Annotated in this window: 17 protein-coding genes; 9 read left to right on the forward strand and 8 right to left on the reverse strand. The window is 37.6% G+C overall.

Annotated elements, in window-relative coordinates; all coding sequences use genetic code 11:
- Positions 1 to 125: 125 nt before the first annotated feature.
- Positions 126 to 401 carry a helix-turn-helix domain-containing protein gene (locus tag AC5YD2_RS00005; protein WP_496124340.1) on the reverse strand — a complete coding sequence of 92 codons (276 nt, stop codon included), beginning with the start codon at positions 399 to 401 and terminating at the stop codon, positions 126 to 128.
- A gap of 249 nt (positions 402 to 650) precedes the next feature.
- Between AC5YD2_RS00005 and AC5YD2_RS00010 the strand changes: the two genes are divergently transcribed.
- The 4 genes from AC5YD2_RS00010 to AC5YD2_RS00025 all read left to right on the forward strand — a co-directional run bounded on the left by AC5YD2_RS00010 (position 651) and on the right by AC5YD2_RS00025 (position 4,909).
- The gene (locus AC5YD2_RS00010) at positions 651 to 1,421 is read left to right on the forward strand and encodes a glycosyltransferase (protein ID WP_496124341.1); all 771 of its coding nucleotides are present in this window, start codon (positions 651 to 653) and stop codon (positions 1,419 to 1,421) included.
- A 3-nt stretch (positions 1,422 to 1,424) separates the two neighbouring features.
- Positions 1,425 to 3,038: a glycosyltransferase family 2 protein gene (locus AC5YD2_RS00015; protein ID WP_496124342.1), complete on the forward strand. Its 1,614-nt coding sequence runs from the start codon at positions 1,425 to 1,427 to the stop codon at positions 3,036 to 3,038.
- A 109-nt stretch (positions 3,039 to 3,147) separates the two neighbouring features.
- A complete protein-coding gene (locus AC5YD2_RS00020) occupies positions 3,148 to 4,125 on the forward strand; it encodes a glycosyltransferase (protein ID WP_496124343.1) in 978 nt (325 codons plus the stop codon).
- 19 nt (positions 4,126 to 4,144) lie between these two features.
- Complete coding sequence (locus AC5YD2_RS00025) at positions 4,145 to 4,909, forward strand: glycosyltransferase family 25 protein (RefSeq protein ID WP_496124344.1); 765 nt, start codon at positions 4,145 to 4,147, stop codon at positions 4,907 to 4,909.
- Between the two features lie 226 nt (positions 4,910 to 5,135).
- Here AC5YD2_RS00025 and AC5YD2_RS00030 read toward each other — a convergent pair whose 3' ends face one another.
- The 4 genes from AC5YD2_RS00030 to AC5YD2_RS00045 all read right to left on the reverse strand — a co-directional run bounded on the left by AC5YD2_RS00030 (position 5,136) and on the right by AC5YD2_RS00045 (position 9,114).
- Positions 5,136 to 5,999 carry a lysophospholipid acyltransferase family protein gene (locus tag AC5YD2_RS00030; RefSeq protein ID WP_496124598.1) on the reverse strand — a complete coding sequence of 288 codons (864 nt, stop codon included), beginning with the start codon at positions 5,997 to 5,999 and terminating at the stop codon, positions 5,136 to 5,138.
- 40 nt (positions 6,000 to 6,039) lie between these two features.
- Entirely contained in the window at positions 6,040 to 6,258 is a 219-nt protein-coding gene (locus tag AC5YD2_RS00035; protein ID WP_496124345.1) for a hypothetical protein, read from the reverse strand.
- Between the two features lie 124 nt (positions 6,259 to 6,382).
- The gene (aspS, locus tag AC5YD2_RS00040; RefSeq protein ID WP_496124346.1) at positions 6,383 to 8,170 is read right to left on the reverse strand and encodes an aspartate--tRNA ligase; all 1,788 of its coding nucleotides are present in this window, start codon (positions 8,168 to 8,170) and stop codon (positions 6,383 to 6,385) included.
- 179 nt (positions 8,171 to 8,349) lie between these two features.
- Positions 8,350 to 9,114 (reverse strand): DUF4184 family protein, encoded by a 765-nt coding sequence (locus tag AC5YD2_RS00045; protein WP_496124347.1) that lies wholly within the window; start codon positions 9,112 to 9,114, stop codon positions 8,350 to 8,352.
- Positions 9,115 to 9,459: 345 nt separating this feature from the next.
- On the opposite strand from AC5YD2_RS00045, the gene AC5YD2_RS00050 reads away from it, so the two are divergent.
- The 3 genes from AC5YD2_RS00050 to AC5YD2_RS00060 all read left to right on the forward strand — a co-directional run bounded on the left by AC5YD2_RS00050 (position 9,460) and on the right by AC5YD2_RS00060 (position 14,428).
- Complete coding sequence (locus AC5YD2_RS00050) at positions 9,460 to 10,506, forward strand: O-antigen ligase family protein (RefSeq protein WP_496124348.1); 1,047 nt, start codon at positions 9,460 to 9,462, stop codon at positions 10,504 to 10,506.
- A gap of 223 nt (positions 10,507 to 10,729) precedes the next feature.
- Positions 10,730 to 12,862, forward strand: a complete 2,133-nt coding sequence (znuD, locus tag AC5YD2_RS00055) for a zinc piracy TonB-dependent receptor ZnuD (protein WP_496124349.1) — start codon at positions 10,730 to 10,732, stop codon at positions 12,860 to 12,862.
- 102 nt (positions 12,863 to 12,964) lie between these two features.
- Complete coding sequence (locus AC5YD2_RS00060; RefSeq protein ID WP_496124350.1) at positions 12,965 to 14,428, forward strand: phospholipase D family protein; 1,464 nt, start codon at positions 12,965 to 12,967, stop codon at positions 14,426 to 14,428.
- Positions 14,429 to 14,491: 63 nt separating this feature from the next.
- Here AC5YD2_RS00060 and AC5YD2_RS00065 read toward each other — a convergent pair whose 3' ends face one another.
- Entirely contained in the window at positions 14,492 to 14,944 is a 453-nt protein-coding gene (locus AC5YD2_RS00065) for a hypothetical protein (RefSeq protein ID WP_496124351.1), read from the reverse strand.
- A gap of 265 nt (positions 14,945 to 15,209) precedes the next feature.
- On the opposite strand from AC5YD2_RS00065, the gene AC5YD2_RS00070 reads away from it, so the two are divergent.
- Positions 15,210 to 15,824 carry an RcnB family protein gene (locus AC5YD2_RS00070; RefSeq protein ID WP_496124352.1) on the forward strand — a complete coding sequence of 205 codons (615 nt, stop codon included), beginning with the start codon at positions 15,210 to 15,212 and terminating at the stop codon, positions 15,822 to 15,824.
- 169 nt (positions 15,825 to 15,993) lie between these two features.
- On the opposite strand, the gene AC5YD2_RS00075 is transcribed toward AC5YD2_RS00070, so the two are convergent.
- Positions 15,994 to 16,488: a phosphate-starvation-inducible protein PsiE gene (locus AC5YD2_RS00075; RefSeq protein WP_496124353.1), complete on the reverse strand. Its 495-nt coding sequence runs from the start codon at positions 16,486 to 16,488 to the stop codon at positions 15,994 to 15,996.
- 168 nt (positions 16,489 to 16,656) lie between these two features.
- On the opposite strand from AC5YD2_RS00075, the gene AC5YD2_RS00080 reads away from it, so the two are divergent.
- Entirely contained in the window at positions 16,657 to 16,845 is a 189-nt protein-coding gene (locus AC5YD2_RS00080) for a hypothetical protein (RefSeq protein WP_496124354.1), read from the forward strand.
- 91 nt (positions 16,846 to 16,936) lie between these two features.
- Here AC5YD2_RS00080 and AC5YD2_RS00085 read toward each other — a convergent pair whose 3' ends face one another.
- Positions 16,937 to 18,718: an acyl-CoA dehydrogenase C-terminal domain-containing protein gene (locus tag AC5YD2_RS00085; RefSeq protein ID WP_496124355.1), complete on the reverse strand. Its 1,782-nt coding sequence runs from the start codon at positions 18,716 to 18,718 to the stop codon at positions 16,937 to 16,939.
- Positions 18,719 to 18,890: the final 172 nt, after the last annotated feature.

The following is an 18,890-nucleotide window of genomic DNA, read 5'->3' on the forward strand; positions in this document are numbered from 1 at the left end:
GAACCATTCAAATACAGCACGACTTAATTTACAGGCTTGTCTGTAAAGAAAACTCTTTTTTTACGCGTCCATCCCATCTTATTAAGGGCTTTTAAAATGACATGATAACCAACGGTATAACCGAATTATTGTTCAAACAGAGAGACAAGATCTTTCGCCTGAGTAAAAGGTGTATTTTTTACGAAGTGCTCAAAGGCTTGAAGATCTCGAATCCTCGAAGGGCGTCCTGCATTTTGAGGTTTAGGCTGTTTAAGCTGACCAGTCTGCTGTTCGAGTAGGATCCAATCATCTAGGGTGGTTCTTGCAATATTAAACAGTTCACACGTTTTGGATTTATGCTGTGATTCTTTATAAAACTGCATAACTTTTTCGCGTAGATCGACAGAATATGTTTTTGGCATGATCCTAAATCTTAGTGTTTTTCCTATTGTAGCTCATATTGGATTCTTAGCTATAAGGTTCATTTGAGAATCTAAGAGGTTTCATAAATGATGAATTTAAAGCTGATTTTAAGTTTGAATACTTCTGAATAATGACTTTAAAATTACAATTTATTTACAGTGTTTGAACTGAGTTTTTAAGTGGCGAATTCTGCTTTAATTCATAGATATGCTATGATGCGAAGCATAATGAGGATGAGTAGTTTAAGCATGTCTTTGCAAGAAAATGATCACGTATTAAATACGACAGAACAGCACAATCAAAATATCGTGCTGTGTATGAAGTGGGGGACCAAGTATGGTTCCGACTACGTAAATCGTCTGTATAACATGGTTAAACGTCACACTACTGTTGATTTTAAAATGGTGTGTTTGACTGATCGTACCGAGGGTATTGATCCTGAGGTTGAATGTTTTCCAATTCCATCTTTGGCTTTACCTGAGGGTGCACCTGAACGGGGTTGGAACAAGCTTTCTACCTTTGAACCTGACTTATATGGTTTAAAAGGGAATGCTCTGTTTTTAGATTTAGATGTGGTTATTGTTGATAATATCGATGAATTCTTTACCTATCCGGGTGATTTTTTAATTATTCACGACTGGAAGAGACCTTGGCGAATTACAGGAAATAGTTCTGTTTATCGTTTTAAATTGGGTGCTTTTCCTGGACTCCTGCCATATTTTCGTGAAAACTTTGATGAGATTCGTCAAAAATTTCGTAATGAACAAGCTTATTTGTCTTGGTACGTCGATAAACATGCTAAGCAAACCTATTGGCCTGAAAGTTGGTGCAAAAGCTATAAATATCACTGTCTACAAAAAATTCCGATGGCATTTTTTAAACCACCTGTAAAACCTGAGGGTGCGAAAATTATTATTTTCCATGGTGAAATTAATCCACCCGATGCGGTAAATGGGGGTGGTGGTAAATGGTATCGCTATGTGTTGCCATCTCAGTGGATTAAGGATGCTTGGCAGTAATTTATGAATCACTTGCTTAATCAAGAACAACGACCATATCGTTTGAGTGTGGTCATTATGGTAAAAAACGAAGCAAAAAATTTAGAGCAATCTTTACCTGCATTGGCCGGTTGGATTGATGAATTGGTTGTTTTAGATTCGGGAAGTACAGACCAAAGCCAAGTATTGGTAGAAGCCGCTGGTGGAAAATGGTATGTCAATAATGAGTGGCCGGGTTTTGGTAAGCAACGACAAATTGCACAAAGCTACGCAACAGGTGATTGGATACTGGCTTTAGATGCGGATGAAGTCATTACTGAAGGATTAAAAAATAGCATTCTAGAGGCAATCAAAACCAGACCTGAAAATACCTTATTTGGTATAAAACGAATTGATTGTATTTTGGGTCATAAAATTGATAATCCATTATGGCCTATCAAAGCACACTGGCGCTTATATCCAAAACATTTCCAATATAACGATAATTTAGTACATGAGTCTGTTGATTTAAAACAAGCTGAAACTCAAGTTCTATCTGGTTTTATGTTGCATCAAACGGCAGACACCCCTCAATTTTGGTTGGATAAGCGTTTAGCGTATGCGAAAGCTTGGGCGATAGATCGTCATCAACGTGGTAAGTCTGCCAGCATATTGAGTGTATTTTTTCATACGATATGGGCGTTCTTTAAGCAATACTTCTTAGATGGCCGTTTCTTAATGGGAAAATATGGCTTTGTCTATGCTTTACTCTTTACGCAATATACATTTAATAAGTATGCAATTTTATATGACTTAAAAAATAATACTGCAGAGCAAACTTTTCAAAAATCTTTACAAGATCAAGACCTGATTAAAACGATTGATTTGGGAGATAGAAGATCAACAGTTTCTTTGGTCATGATTGCAAAAAATGAGTCAAGACATTTAGCCGCATGTTTAGATACAGTTCACGACCTTGTGGATGAAATTATCATACTTGATTCTGGCAGTAGAGATAATACGCGACAGATAGCAGAAAGCTACGGAGCCAAGTGGTTTGTTAATACGGATTGGCAAGGTTTTGGTAAACAAAGACAATTGGCACAAAGCTATGCAACAAAAGATTATGTGTTGGTATTAGACCCTGATGAGCGTTTAGATCAACAGCTTAGAGAGTCCATTGTTAAAGTGCTGAAACAACCTGTGCAAAGGGATAAGGTTTTTACAGTAGCACGTGTCAACTTATTTTGTGGTGTTGAAGTTCAAAAGCGTTATTGGTATACCGACAAACTTGCTCGATTATATTCGAATCAAGACTTTAAATATTCATCATTAGAAGTTCATGAATCTTTGGATCAAAAGAATGTTCCATCGGTACGTTTGAATGGATATTTACCTCATTTAACCAATGATGATTTGCACCACTTTTTACTTAAAAATATTCGCTATAGCCATGATTGGGCAAGTGATAAATTTAAACAGGGTAAAAAAGTAGGTTTAGCCGCCCTTATTTTACGTTCTATCTTCTCATTTATTCGAGAATATATAATACGTGGGGATATCGTAGGTGGTGCATATGGATGTATCTTAGCAATGGCATCTATGGGATATACCTTAGACAAGTATTTAATGCTATGGGAAAAGAATCATCAAAAATAAAATCTTAATTTCTGTTTTTTAATAAAACATTGTGGTGTAAATACTAGAAATCTAGATTGTTTTATATTGCTGATGATGATTTTACCGATACTTTAAATGATTTAATGAAATGAAAATATTAATTGTAAATCAATCTCCAATCCCTGTTTATGCGTATGGTGGAACTGAACGCGTCATTTGGGACTTGGCTAAAACTTTAGTCGAGTTGGGGCATGAAGTAGTTTTTCTTGTGCCTGTCGGATCTACCTGTGATTTTGCTCAAGTGCTATTTATTAATCCTTCGCTGACTTGGAATCAACAAATTCCTTTAGGTACAGATATTGTTCATTTTCAGTTTCAGCCGAAGGATATGCAGCTTGATACACCTTATGTCGTGACGGAACATGGAAATGCTCAGTTAAATTCCCCATTAGATTTAAATACTATTTTTGTTTCTAAAAATCATGCAGAAAGGCATGGATCTAAAAGCTTTGTATATAACGGTTTAGATTGGAGAAACTATGGCGAAGTCGATTGGAATATAAAACGAGATTATTATCATTTCCTAGGTAAAGCTGCTTGGCGTTTAAAAAATGTCAAAGGGGCAATACATTTAGCTAAAACTGCCAAAGTTCCCTTACATGTTTTAGGTGGAGATCGTTTTAATTTTAAACGTGGGTTACGTTTAACTTTTTCTCCAAGAATTAAATTTCATGGGATGGTGGGAGGGGAGGAAAAAATCTCTTTATTACAAAGATCAAAAGGACTCATTTTCCCAGTGAAATGGCATGAACCATTTGGATTGGCTATTATTGAGAGTATGTATTTCGGTTGTCCTATATTTGCGACTCCATATGGTGCAATTCCAGAAATAGTGCCTGAGCAATGTGGTAGACTAAGCAATAGCGCCAAAGTACTAAAGAACGCTATTTTGGAAAATAGCTATGATCCATTGGTTTGTCACCAGCACGTTATAAATCATTTCAATGCTTTTGAAATGGCAAATCAATATTTGAAGTATTATCAATTGGCAATATCTGGTGCCAAGATTAATGTTGAAAAACCGTTCTTGAAAGAAGTTGCTGAAAATCAATCTTGGTTTCAATAAATGTTATTAGGAATTTTAAATGCAAAATTATGTTATAAGTCTAAAAAATGCATCAGACCGTAGACAACATATTGAGCATGAGTTTTCAAAAAATAATATTGAATTTAATTTTTTTGATGCGATTACACCAGATCAGGCACAACAAATTGCAGAAAATCTTTTTCCAATGTGTGATTTAACACATTTAAGCCCGGTAGAGTTAGCATGTTTTATTAGTCATATTGCTGTCTGGCAAAAAGCGAAAAGTGAAAACCAAAAGTTTTTTGCTATTTTTGAGGATGATATTTTTTTATCGGATCAAGCAACACACTTTTTAAAATCATCAGATTGGATTACTGAAGAGTTTAAGGTGATTAAACTGGAAACTTTTTTAGAGAAAGTTTTTGTTGGAGGCCCAACATTTAATGTATTAGATAGAAAACTACAAAAATTAAACTTTAAACATTTTGGTGCGGCTGGATATATTTTGTCTGTGGATGCGGTAGATTTACTGATTCGTTATATACAGAATTCTAAGAAAATTGTTCCGATTGATTGGTATTTATTTTTAACTCCTATTGAAGATAACTCATTTCAAATTTATCAATTGGTGCCTGCAATATGTATCCAAGACAAAGTTTTAAATGAACAAGTCTTGTTTGATAGTTTCTTAGAAAGTAGTAGAGTTCAGTTTGAGGCACCGAAGTTAAAATTGAAGTTAAATCAAAAAATTGCTCGAGAGCTTAGACGTTTACTTTTCCAGTTAAGAGTCCTTTTTTTCGCTAAAACGATTCCTTTCAAATAATGTAATAGTAGTCATTACTTGGTTTATTGGTTTGAATTTATCTTATAGTCCAAGAGCTAAGAATAGACCTTATTTTAATAAATCAAGAAAACAGTCTATTCTGTATTGATTATTTATGCCGTGGAATATTGAAAGTTTATACATAATTGTGTATGAAAAGCATTGAGCCGAATAGCTTTAATTGCTGTATCGCAACATGTTTAAATCCGCTAATTATGCAAACATTTTATTGGTATGCATTTTTATTATCGATCAACTTTCTAAACCTTTTATAACCCCAAATATATTGTGCTGGAGCCGTATTGATTATTTGCTCCAATTCTTTATTTAGAGTATCCACCGAAAGTTGTAAGTCTTTAGATGAAATATGATCAGAAAGTTCTGATACATAAATTTCAAAACGTTCAGAATCTTCTAGACGTAAACAAGTCAGTCCAAGAACTGCACATTGAGTTTTTGAAGCTAACTTAGAAACCAATGTTGAAGATAAAGCATTTTGCCCATAGAACATGGAATATATTCCACCGGACTCTTTAGGGACGTGATCGGGTAAAATGACAGTTAATCCGCCAGATTTTAAGTGTTTGAAAATTGCACGCACACCGGATTCATCCGTAGGAACAAGTCTGGCATTCAAACGTTGTCTGGCTTCTAACATAAAGCGATCTATATCTTCATTTTTATTGGGTTTATACATGATCACGGGTGATGAATGTTGATTTAACCATACATTCAATAACTCCCATGTACCAAAATGAGGGACAACAACAATCACGCCTTTTTGAGCATTAATTGCTTCGATGAATATTTTCTCACCATGTATTTTAGAGATTAAAGAAAGCGCGTAATCAGTGCTAGAACCCCATATCTTGATTGATTCAGCATAAGTCATACACTGACTTTGCACGCTTTTCTGCGTGAGAATGTCTCTTTCATCAGCTGTGAGTTCAGGATACGCAAGCGCTAAATTTTTTTCTGTGGTTTTTCTTAATGATGAATTTGTTTTAAATAAAATTCTTCCAATAACTTTAGCAAAGGATTGAATTGCTGTCATTGGAAGTTTAGACACCATTTTTAAGGATAAATAGATCACTCAGAAGTCACTGCTCTAGAATAGTTGGAAGGCAAGATTACTGAGAATCAGAGTTACCTTTAAGGACCATATAAATTAATGCAGCGATAGATCCAAAAGCGGCAATAAAGCTACTGGTGCTAAAAAACACAATACGTTGATATGTCGTTAAATTAAATAACTCTTCATTCAGAATGTAGCGCATGAATGCCCATTGGATGATACAAAACACAATAATAATAATTGTATGACGACGAACATCTGGACGCATAGCCATGTGGAAACACCTAAAACTGAGTGAAACCATTATGCCATTGATGAGAATTTATCTCAATTTTGTTATGTGGATTAATAAAAAAGCCCCACATGATGTAGGGCTTTTATGCTTAATCTTTAAAGCATTATGCTTCTTTAGTTTCAGCCTTTGGTTTTTCGCGTAAACGAATCCCCAAATCACGCAATTGATTTGATTCAACTGGTGCAGGCGCCTGAGTCAATGGACATTCAGCAGTTTTAGTTTTCGGGAATGCAATTACATCACGAATTGAAGCACCGCCAGTCATGAGCATCACAAGACGGTCAAGACCAAATGCCAAACCACCGTGCGGAGGCGCACCATAACGTAGAGCGTTAAGCAAGAAGCTAAATTTCTCTTCAGCTTCTTCCTCATTAATGCCTAGTGCTTCAAAAATTGCTTTTTGCATTTCTAGGTTATGAATACGAAGCGAACCACCACCGATTTCAGTACCATTGAGTACCATATCGTAAGCCACAGACAAGGCTGCACCTGGGTTGTTCTTCACTTCTTCAACGCTAGATTTTGGAAGTGTGAATGGATGGTGAACAGACGTCCATTTGCCATCATCAGTTTCTTCAAACATTGGGAAATCAACCACCCAAAGTGGTGCCCACTCGCAAGTCGCAAGCTTCATGTCATGACCGATTTTCACACGAAGTGCACCCATCGCATCATTTACAACTTTGGCTTTATCTGCACCAAAGAATACGATGTCGCCATTTTCTGCACCAACACGTTTTAATAGATCAAGCACGATTGGCTCGATAAATTTAACGATTGGCGATTGAAGACCTTCGATACCTTTTTCGATTTCATTGACTTTGATGTACGCTAAACCACGTGCACCATAGATGCCAACAAATTTGGTGTATTCATCAATTGCACTACGTGGCAATGAACCCGCACCTGGTACACGTAAAGCGACGATACGACCTTTCGGATCTTTAGCAGGGCCTGCGAATACTTTAAACTCAACGTCTTGCATTAAATCTGCAACGTCAACCAGTTTAAGTGGAATACGCATATCTGGTTTGTCAGATGCATAGTCACGCATCGCATCGTTGTAGGTCATACGTGGGAACTTATCGAAATCAACATTAAGAAGTTCTTTGAACATCTTAACCGTTAAAGTTTCCATTAAATCCATAATGTCATCGTCACTCATGAACGATGTTTCAACGTCGATTTGTGTGAATTCTGGCTGACGGTCAGCACGTAAGTCTTCATCACGGAAACATTTAGCGATTTGGTAATAACGATCAATACCACCCACCATCAACAACTGTTTAAACAATTGAGGAGATTGTGGAAGTGCGTAGAAGCTACCATTTGATACACGGCTTGGGACTAAATAGTCACGTGCGCCTTCTGGCGTTGCGCGTGTCAAAATCGGTGTTTCTACATCTAAGAAACCATTGTCTTCGAAGTAGTTACGAATAAGGTTTGTAAGTTTAGAACGGAAACGTAAACGGTCTAACATTTCTGGACGACGGATGTCCAAGAAACGGTATTTCAAACGAATTTCTTCTGAAATATTAGTATTGTCATCATTCAATGGGAATGGTGGAGTTTCAGATTGAGCAAGAACTTCAATTTCTTTGCCTAAAACTTCGATTTGACCACTCACCATATTTGCATTTTCTGTGCCTTCGTAACGACGACGTACGCGGCCAGTGATTTTTAATACGAATTCTGAACGTACTTTGTCTGCAGTTGCGAATGCTTCAGGGGTATCTGGATCGATGACCACTTGTACTAGACCATCACGGTCACGCATGTCTAGGAAGATAACACCACCGTGGTCACGGCGACGGTGAACCCAACCGCATAATGTAACGGTTTGGTCAATTTGAGCTTCGGTTAAAGAACCGCAGTAATGAGTTCGCATCATAGCGTTAAAAATCCAACTATATGGGTTAAAGTAAGCGTCTACGTAAACAGCGTATCGCCTTTATTCGAAAGATGAATTATGCCTCTTTGGCAAAGGCGGAACAAGGACTAGATATCTAAAGCGAAGGTTTTTAGGGGACTAATTTAAAATACGCTGTGATATTTCAGAAATATAATCCACTACTCAAAAAAATCATGGTGATCTAAAAATTGAAAAATAAGACAACCACATCCAAATACAAGCAGAAAAACGCTAAAAAAATGATTAATGGATTTCCCTATAAACCAATACAGATCATTTTGCCAAGGTTGAGGCCCTAGAGGTTGAGCAAAACTGATATAGGCAAAGAGTCCAGCAAAGAGAGAAATCGTAAATAAACTGAAGGCATAAAATTTAATCTTTGGGCTAACTTGTTTGGATTGACGATGTTGCTGATAATAATGATGAGCCATGATCCCAAGAATAGGTAATGCAATGGCAGAAGTCCCGATCTGTAAAACACGATGCATAGGATAAGTCTGATTAAACATGCTTATGCTTTGACTGAGAAAGTCTTCAAATGCAAATGTTCGAAAGTCAACATGGGTAAGACCATCCCAAATGAGATGTGTAGCCGTTCCAATACTTAAAGCAAGAATGACACAAAGGGCAAATTTAACTGCACTTTGGATAGAATGAATACGGAGAGGTTTATCTATACCGACAAATTTAAAACATGCAGGTCTAAAAATAAAATACCAAAGCAAGCAAAATCCCAGCCCTATAAATAAATTAGGATAAAACCATGCACTCCATAAGTGAGTGCTATGGATGTCTTCGGAAGTAAATAAGCGAACCAAATCCGGCACCATACACCCAATCGCGATAGCTGAAATTGGAAGATGATGCCCAGTCAGTTTTGAAATAGGTGGGGCAAGAACGGCATGTGATATAGTAAAAGGCATTGAATGAATATATCTATTTATGCAATTTTGAACAATAATCTTTGTGTAGTGATCTAGATTATCGTTTAGTTTTCTTTAAAATAAATCATCAAAAATTTATCTAGTCACAAAATGAACCCAATACAAGACAGTATCTATCAGTTGAAAAAAGCTCAAGGAATTTTACTGGTTTCATTATTGTTTTTAATCGTTATTTTTCATCATATATTTAATCATTCATTTCGACACTGGAATGTTTCCATTGTTTTACTTTGTATATTCTTCTTTTGCGTTTACAAAAAAAAAATAGTAAAACCAAATCTATCACTGATCGTTTTCTGTATATCAAGCTTTGTGATCATCACTTTGAATTATCATGTTCTTAATCGATTTGAGCTTATTCCAGAAACCTTATATCGAACTTATAAGTATTTGATCAACCAGTATCTTTGGTTTTTACCATTCATAGCTTTACCTACGATTTATCGTTTTATCGGATTCAATCCACAGCATTTGGCCAAGATTCTTAATGTTGTATCAATATTTTTATGTGGCTACCTTTTATATTGGGGAATAGCCTTAGATTTTAATCGTGGTAATTTTACCAATTATTTTAATCCTGTCATTAGTTATGACATCACCTTTATTTCTCTTGCATTATCAGCAATGTGTTTTGCATTTATGCAAAAAGGTAAATTGGTATATATTTATCTTCTGATCAGTATTTCTACGATCTTTTTGCTCATTTTACATGGCTCCCGTGGAACATGGGTAGGGATACCACTTGCGCTGGTAACTTTGACGATGATCTATTATCGAAGTCAGATGCGTAAAGTTTTATTCATGCTTTCTTTATTTTTAGCATTTGTTGCTGTTAATTTTTCATTGCCTTCTTCACCGATTCAAGAGCGAGTTCAACATTTAAAAGAAGATACTCAAAATATTGTTAAAGAGAATTATGAAAATAGTTCTGGTATACGCTTATATTTGTGGGATAACTCAATAGACATGTTTAAAACCAATCCATTTTTTGGAGTTGGAATGAGTCAAATTGAGGTGGAAAACTGTAAATTATATTCGCAAGCAAAGCTTCCCGTTTGTTTTCAACATCAACATAGCATTTACTTTCACGAACTTGCTGCAAATGGCTTAGCTGGAATATTGGCCTTATTTTTGACCTTTTTTTCTGCTCTTTTATTTTTTATTCGGAAGTGTTTTTGCTCTGACCCAATGATCAAAAATTTAGCTGTATCTGGCTTTATATTTGTGAGTTATTACATGTTTTGTGGTTTGAGTGAGTATTATTTATTTTTTAAAAATACTACTTATATTTTTTATTTGATTACGGCTTCATTAATGAGCTTCATCATCATTCGAGAATTGAACAAAGAAAATGAAATGAAAAAGATGTGAAAGCTTTTCTTTTTAAGGTCCTATTTAAATTTTTCATGCTTGAATGTTTAAATGATTGAGCATTTGAGCATTTGAGCATTTGAGCATTTGAGCATTTGAGCATTTGAGCATTTGAGCATTTGAGCATTTGAGCATTTTAAGCAATCCAAATAATTTGTGATTGCAAAATCATTGAAATGTTATACTATAACAATATTCAAAAATCAGTGTTTCGGGCCAACACATGTCTTTCCATAAGAACTTAATTACCATTTCAATATTTTCAATCATCGCACCTACAGTTTTTGCAGATGAAATTAAACAAACAACACAACTAGAAACCATTCAATTACAGGCACATCCATTGGTTCAGTCTGCAGCAGATTTTTCTGTTGCTGATCATGTGATTGATGAATTAGATTTGAAACAGCGTGCCACAACCATTGGCGATGCTTTGGCAGACGAGTTAAGTGTTTATTCAAATCAGTTTGGTACTGGCGCGAGTCGTCCTGTGATTCGTGGTCAAGATGGACCGCGTGTCAAAGTATTGCAACATGCTTCAGAAACAGCGGATGTATCAACATTGTCGCCTGACCATGCTGTGACGGTTGATCCGATTTTAGCTAAACAAGTAGAAGTCATTCGTGGGCCATCAACCCTACTTTATAGTGCAGGCAATGTAGGTGGTTTGGTCAACGTGACGGATCAAAAAATTCCAACTCAAATGCCAGAAAATGGTCTAGAAGGTTCAGCAGGTCTTCGTTATAACTCTGGTAATGATCAGAAGTTAGCAAGTGTTGGAGCAACAACAGGGGTTGGTGAAAATTTTGCATTGCGCGTTGAGGGTTCTAAGCACAAAGCCAATGACTATATTGCTCCAAATTACTTCGTTGAGCATGCTCATGATGATCACTCACATTTTGAAAAAGAAAGAAGAGTCGGTAATACCTTTGCCGAAGGTCAAACGGTCAATGTGGGTGGTTCTTGGATTCATGATCGTGGATTTGTAGGCTTATCTTATAGTAATCGTCAGGATCAATATGGTTTGCCCGGGCATAGTCATGAATCACATGGTTGCGAATTGCATGGGGATCATTTCCACTGTCCAAAACCTGATGCAGAGCATGAACATGAATCAGCAGCAGGGCCATGGGTCGATTTAAAGTCAGAACGTTATGATTTACGCACTGAACTGAATCAACCTTTTAAAGGTTTCGAGAAACTTCGGGCTCATGCAAGTTTTACCGATTATGAACATGATGAGCTTGAGGAAAGCGAAGTCGTGAGTAATTTTAAGAGCAAGGGCTATGATGGTCGTTTAGAGTTGGTACATGTGCCTGTTGCGGGTTGGGAAGGTGTCATCGGCACCCAAATCTCACAACAAAAAATTAAATTATCTGCGCCAGAAGGTCATGCACATGAAGACGTAGATCATGAAGGGCATGACCATGCTGACCACGATCATGCTGGTCATAGCCATGATGTATTTATGGCAGATACCAACACACAGAAATATAGCCTGTTTGCATTAGAGCACAAACAAATCGGTGATGTGCATATGGAGTTGGGTGCGCGCGTGGACCATCAAAAAATTGATGTCGACTCTTCACAACAGGATTATTCGGGAACAGCAGTTTCTGCTTCTGCCGCAGCCAATTGGGAGTTTGCGCCAAACTATAAATTATCAATTGTGGGATCTCATCAACAGCGGTTACCACTTGCTCAAGAGCTCTATGCAGATGGCTTGCATTTTGCCACCAATACCTATGAATTAGGTAATGATCAACTCGATAAAGAAACTTCAAATAATATTGAGCTTGGACTGCATTATGAAGGTGATCAACTCGATTATCATGCTCATATTTATCATAACTGGTTTGATGATTATATTTATGGGGCAACGATTGCTCAGTTACCCAATAGTAATTTAAGAGGCGTAGGGTATACGCAAGATAAAGCTAAATTTTATGGTGCTGAAGCACAGGTAGGTTATGCATTTAATGACCAATATAAAATGAGTATCTTTGGTGATTATGTACGTGGAAAAATTGAAAGTGAAAATGCACCACGTATCCCAAGTGGGCGTTTAGGCACAAAATTTGAAGCAGATTTTGCAGATGGTTGGTCAGGTTCGGCTGAGTATTATCATGTGTTTAATCAAGACAAGATTGCCAGTTATGAAACAGAGACTCAAGGTTATAATATGGTCAATGTCGGTGTGTCGTATGCAGGTCAAATCAATGCTCGTAATGATTACCGCGTGTTCTTAAATGCCAATAACTTACTTGATGATCAAGTCTATTCACATGCATCGTTCTTATCGAACATTCCACAAATGGGTCGTAACTTTAGTGTCGGCATTGATTTTGGTTTTTAATCCAAAATAGATTATGAGAATTGCAGGTGGTTTAAACAGAAATTCTCTTGAAAAATAAAACAATAAAACCTAGTCTGACCCTATCGGACTAGGTTTTTTGTTATGCGTATTTTTCAGCGAATTCATCAAAAATTGAATTGGTCAGGTCGACAGTACTTTGCCCTCATTCTAGGAATGGTGGCGCTCGGCTATTTATCCTCTGCGATTTATCATATCTATAAACCTTTACCTGAGGGCTTGGATTACACGGGTAAGTTACGCCATGCCAAAGTTCAGTTTTTGGCGGATCAAACTTATTTGGATGCACAAGGCAAGCAACAACAAGAGCATCAAATTTTTAATCAAATTCTCAAACTGATTGATGAAGCACAGACGACCATTGTGTTGGATATGTTCTTATTCAATGATGAAGTGGGTTCATCGAAAATTCCACATGACAAATTGACTCAGAATTTAACCGAGGCTTTGATCGTTAAAAAACGCATCACGCCACAGATCGAAATTAAGGTGATTACCGATCCGATCAATTCTGTCTATGGTGGGATTGCACCAGAGCATTATCGACAGTTACGTCAGGCAGGAATTGAAGTCATTGAAACGGATTTAACGCCACTACGTGCTTCGAATCCAATGTGGTCAGGTTTTTGGTATCTCTGTTGTCAGGGCATTTCGAATAATGCTGAAAAGGGATGGCTGCCCAATCCTTTTGGTGATGAAAAAATCACCATTCGAAGTTATCTTTCATTATTTAACTTCAAAGCCAACCATCGAAAAACTGTGGTGGTGGATACGCTTGAAGGGTGGAAAACATTGGTCACCTCAATGAATCCGCATGATGGTAGCTCGCATCATTCGAATGTTGCTGTAATGGTCACAGGCAATACAGCCATTGATGTGCTCAAAACGGAGCAAACAGTGGGGCGTATGTCGAAAGGTGATATTCCTGTGGTCATTGTAGGAGAGTTTGAAGAGGCAAAACAATTCCCTCAGGCTCAGGTGCTCACAGAAAAAGCCATTCTAGATGCAACTTTGAAATTGATTGAAACAGCGAAATCTGGCGAAAATATTGATCTCGCCATGTTCTATTTGTCCGAGCGAAATATCGTAAAAGGATTGATTTCAGCGAAACAGCGTGGCGTGAATGTGAAGGTTTTACTTGATCCGAACAAAGATGCTTTTGGTCGTGAGAAAAATGGGATTCCTAATCGACAAGTCGCATCAGAATTGAATGATGCGGGTGTGCAAGTCCGTTGGTGCAATACGCAAGGTGAGCAATGCCATAGTAAAATGATCATAAAATCAAATGCTCAGCAGTCTGAGATGATTTTAGGGTCTGCAAACTTTACTGCACGTAATCTTAAGAACTACAACTTAGAGACCAATATTCGTGTGGTTGGGAATGCTTCAGCAGATGTGTTTAAAGATGCTCAAAAGTATTTCAATACAGCGTGGTCTAATCTGGATGGTAAAAATATGAGCGTAGATTATGCGCAATATGCCGATGAATCTAAGCTGAAATATGGACTGTATCGCTTGATGGAGTGGAGCGGTCTGTCGACTTTTTAATGAAGCTAAAATTTAATCTCTCCCTAACCCTCTCCTAAAAGGAGAGGGAATGAGAAGTATGGATTAAGGAACTGGATTCGGTGGAATGATTTGATCCAAATCCTTATCAGTCATATTGTCCAATTCTTTAATATCCGTTTGGATCTTCCATTTCGTTTCATCCTCTACAGGTTGAGGTAAACGCGCCTCAAGCCAATCGCAGACCACATCCGGTGGAAAATCAGGATGGTTGCATTGAATCACCCAAGACAGAAATTGTTTTGCTTCGCCATTCATATACGGCGGCGGAGATACAGGTAAAAACTGTGTCGGTAGGCGTTCATTTTTAGAAATGTAATTGAGTACATGCCCTAATTCTTGAACGGTTTGCCATGCCAATGGATGATCAACATTAATTTGAAATTTAAACCACCATGCTTCTTTTCCATCCGTGCCATAAGCATCAATAAGTGATTCTTTTACACTAGGAACTTTGCAAAAAAACTGATGTAAACGATCAAAACTCAAATCTGACACGATTTCGAATCCAGCAATTTAAAAAAAATCATATTAGCAGATGGATCTCAGGACTGAAGTAGGCAAAACGATTAAAATGTCTTAAATACTACATTTGAGTGTTTTTTATCCAAAATTCATCCATACTCTATCTATAATTTTATATTATCTTAAAGCGAAGTGAATGATCGTTTAGAAAAAAGATTCGTTTAGCTTTGATCTATTGCATCGCTGAAATCGTATCGTAGACAGAGTACCGCAGACAGAGTACAGCAGAGGTAAAGCCATGAAACAGGTTGATTTTTTGAATATTACTGTACGTTTAAAAGTGGCTTGCCTCGCGACGGGTTTAATCATGACAGCTGAAGTGTGGGCAACACCTCATATTGGGCAAACGGGTTTGGCTCAACGACAAGCACCTGCTCAATACCATCAGTCTCCGAATCAATTTGCACATCCGTCAAATCAATATTCGCGCTACGGCTATACCACGTATAAAGGTTATGCTGATGCGTATGGTACGCCGTTACCACAACAATATTATCCAATTCGGCCTTATGGTAATCAGCGCCCATCTCGCCCGCCTCACGGACACCCACATGGTTATGCAAACAATAATTATGCAAACAATAATTATCCAAACCATAGTTATCCACAAAATCGTCCTGATCCAGTCTATCCACAGCAAAATGGTGTGACGATTATTTACAACCATCCGTTTCCAACACAAACGGAATACCGAACTGAAAGCCATGGTTTTGTAAATGGCAATGGCTCCATTGAAAGTTCAAGTTATACCTTAATCTCGGATTGGCAGCGCTACAATTTGCCTGCACCCAATATAGGGATGCATTGGATTTTCCAAAATGGACGTTATTTGCAAGTGCCAAATCATCGCTAATGGAGAATCCATTATTCCTTTGTAACGCTTTGGCTCAAATTGGTGTATTTGGACGATATTCAAAATATTCATGTTCCCTTGAGCATCATGCTGGATGACTGATGATAGTTGATTAATTCAACCTCAATCGTTGATTTTTAATGATGCATTAAGAGCAGTGAAAATTCACTTATGCCAATTCATCATCTTCAGGACGAGGGGTTTGACCTTCTGGAAGTGGTTTCTCAGAATGTTTATCACGGATGACAGATGGGAAAGTCCAAGATGCGTAACGAACCACCAATATTGCAACAGCCATGATTAGAATAGACCCTGTAATAATTACCAAATCCATATCGGCTTTATGATCATGTTGAATGTCTGAAATTAATAGACGAGTCAGGGCTGTGATTGCAATATAAATCAAGAAACGCACCGGCATGTGATTGGTTTTGAAATAAATACCAACCATCGCACCCAATTCCAAATAGATGAATAACAATAAAATATCATCAATAGTGGCGTATTGTTTGACGGTTAAGATATCCAAAACGGTATGCCCTGCTGACCAGATCACCATACAGCCGATAATGAAGAGTGCAACGTAGTGGAAACTTTCTACAGCGATATTTCCAAAGCGATCGAGGAGGGACTCTAATTTTTCAAATCGGGGTTCTTTATTCATTTTTCATATCTTCCTGTATTGGTCAATTTGCTAATTTTATAGCATGCAAATTTCATGCGCATGACTACAAAAAGATACTTAAATGAATGAAAAATTTAATTTTTTGTATTTTTTTTATGCAAAACTGATGTACTGTATTTAGAGTCATTTAACGACGAAGGGAAAATTATGTTAGATAAAATTCAAACAAAAATTGACACACTTCAACAAGGCAAAAAGCTCATTCTTGGTTCTGGGATTCAGGCCGATGAGATGAAAAAAATCATTGCTTTATGTGAGTCTCTGGAATCTTCAGGGCAGATCAAAATCGTGAAATTAAATAAAGATGCACCAAGCCTTATTGTGCAAAAGCAATAGCGGTAATAAAGTTAAAAAAGCGCCTGAATTCAGGCGCTTTTTGATTTAGATTGATATTGAAGAAATCAGCACTTGAAGACTGATTCGTGAATTAAGACTGATTCGTGAAGTAATCTGCACTGAAATTCATCACCGTTTCAGAGCTTGCTTTAATACGAGCTAAACGCGTATGCAATTCTGGCAAGATGCGCTGAATGAAGTAAGCAGCCAAAGACACTTTGTTTTGATAGAACTCGCCTTGTTTTTCATTTGCAGCTGTTGCGATTTTAGCAAACATATAAGAGAAGCTGAGTAAGCCGACTGCATGTAGATAATCTACAGCTGCCGCATTTGCATAATCGCCATTCTCACGTGCACGCTCTAATACTGTTTGCGTGATCGATTCAAGTTCAGTCGCAGCATCCAATGTGGCATCTTTAATGAAATTCAGTTCAGCGCTCATTTCATTGGCAAAATCACGAATTTCCGCAATGTATTCTGCAATGAATTCACCATTACATTTAATGGTTTTACGACCGATCAAATCTTGAGATTGAACGCCGTTGGTGCCTTCATAAATTTGAGAAATACGTAGATCGCGGATACATTGTTCCATACCCCATTCACGGATATAGCCATGACCACCAAAGACCATTTGTGCATCAAGCGTTGCATTAAATGCGGTATCGGTTAAATAGGCTTTCGCAATCGGTGTCAGTAGAGCAACACGATTATTGGCTTTGGCTACAGCTTCAGGATCTGTTGAAAACTTAGTAATGTCTAACTGCTGACCCACATAGACGGCAAATGCACGAGAGGCTTCATTATTTGCACGAACATTTAACAACATGCGGCGTACATCACCATGCACAAGAATGCTGTCAGCTGGTTTCTCAGGCGATTGAACACCTGTTGCGCTACGACCTTGTAAACGATCTGTCGCATATTGTGCAGCATTTTGATAAGCGTATTCAGATGCACCTAAGCCTTGGATTCCCATTGATAAACGCTCGTAGTTCATCATGACGAACATCGCGGCTAAGCCTTCATTTTCCTTACCAACTAAGTAGCCTTTCGCAGCATCGAAGTTCATGACACACGTTGCAGAGGCTTTAATCCCCATTTTGTGTTCGATTGAACCTGGACCCGCGGTATTGCGTTCACCCAAAGAGCCATCTGGATTGACAATGAATTTAGGAACGATGAACAAAGAGATACCACGTGAGCCTGCAGGTGCATCAGGAGTTTTCGCGAGCACTAAGTGAATGATGTTTTCAGCAAGATCGTGATCACCACCCGTGATGAAGATTTTAGTACCCGTGATGTTATAAGTACCATCAGCATTTGGCTCAGCTTTGGTCTTAATAATGCCTAAGTCAGTACCTGCATGTGGTTCTGTTAAGCACATGGTACCTGACCATTCACCTGAATAAATTTTCGGTAAATAGGTTTCTTTTTGTTCTTGAGATGCATAGCTGTTTAAAGCCATACCAGCACCGACAGAAAGCAATGGATAGAGCATGAAGGATGGGTTGGTTGCAAATAACATTTCATCTGCAAGCACAGTCAGCATTTTTGGCATGGCTTGACCGCCCCATTCTTCATCGGCACCTAAACCAATCCAACCGCCTTCTGCATATTGTTGGAATGCTTGTTTAAAGCCAGCAGGCGTGGTGACAGCACCATTACTATAGGTTGCACCTTCTTCATCGCCAGTACGGTTCAGCGGAAGCGTCACGTTTTGAGCAAACTTTGCCATTTCTTCTAGAATGGCTTCTGCTGTTGCAGCATCGACGTGTGCAAGATTTTCATTCGATTGCCAAAATTGTTCAGCTTTAAATACATCATTTAAGATGAATTTCATGTCGGCAAGAGGCGCATTATAGATTGGCATTTTTGATCACCTTTTTTTGTTTAATCTGTTTTGAATATTTAGAGTCTACCGAAGCATAGCAAGTCTTGTTAGACGACTAAAGGTTAAGATTTTGAATTTATTATTGATCAACTTAAATTGATAAGCATCATTTAAACGAGACAACGATCTTGGAAAGATCATAAAGAAAAAG

Source organism: Acinetobacter sp. CY73, assembly GCF_059515865.1.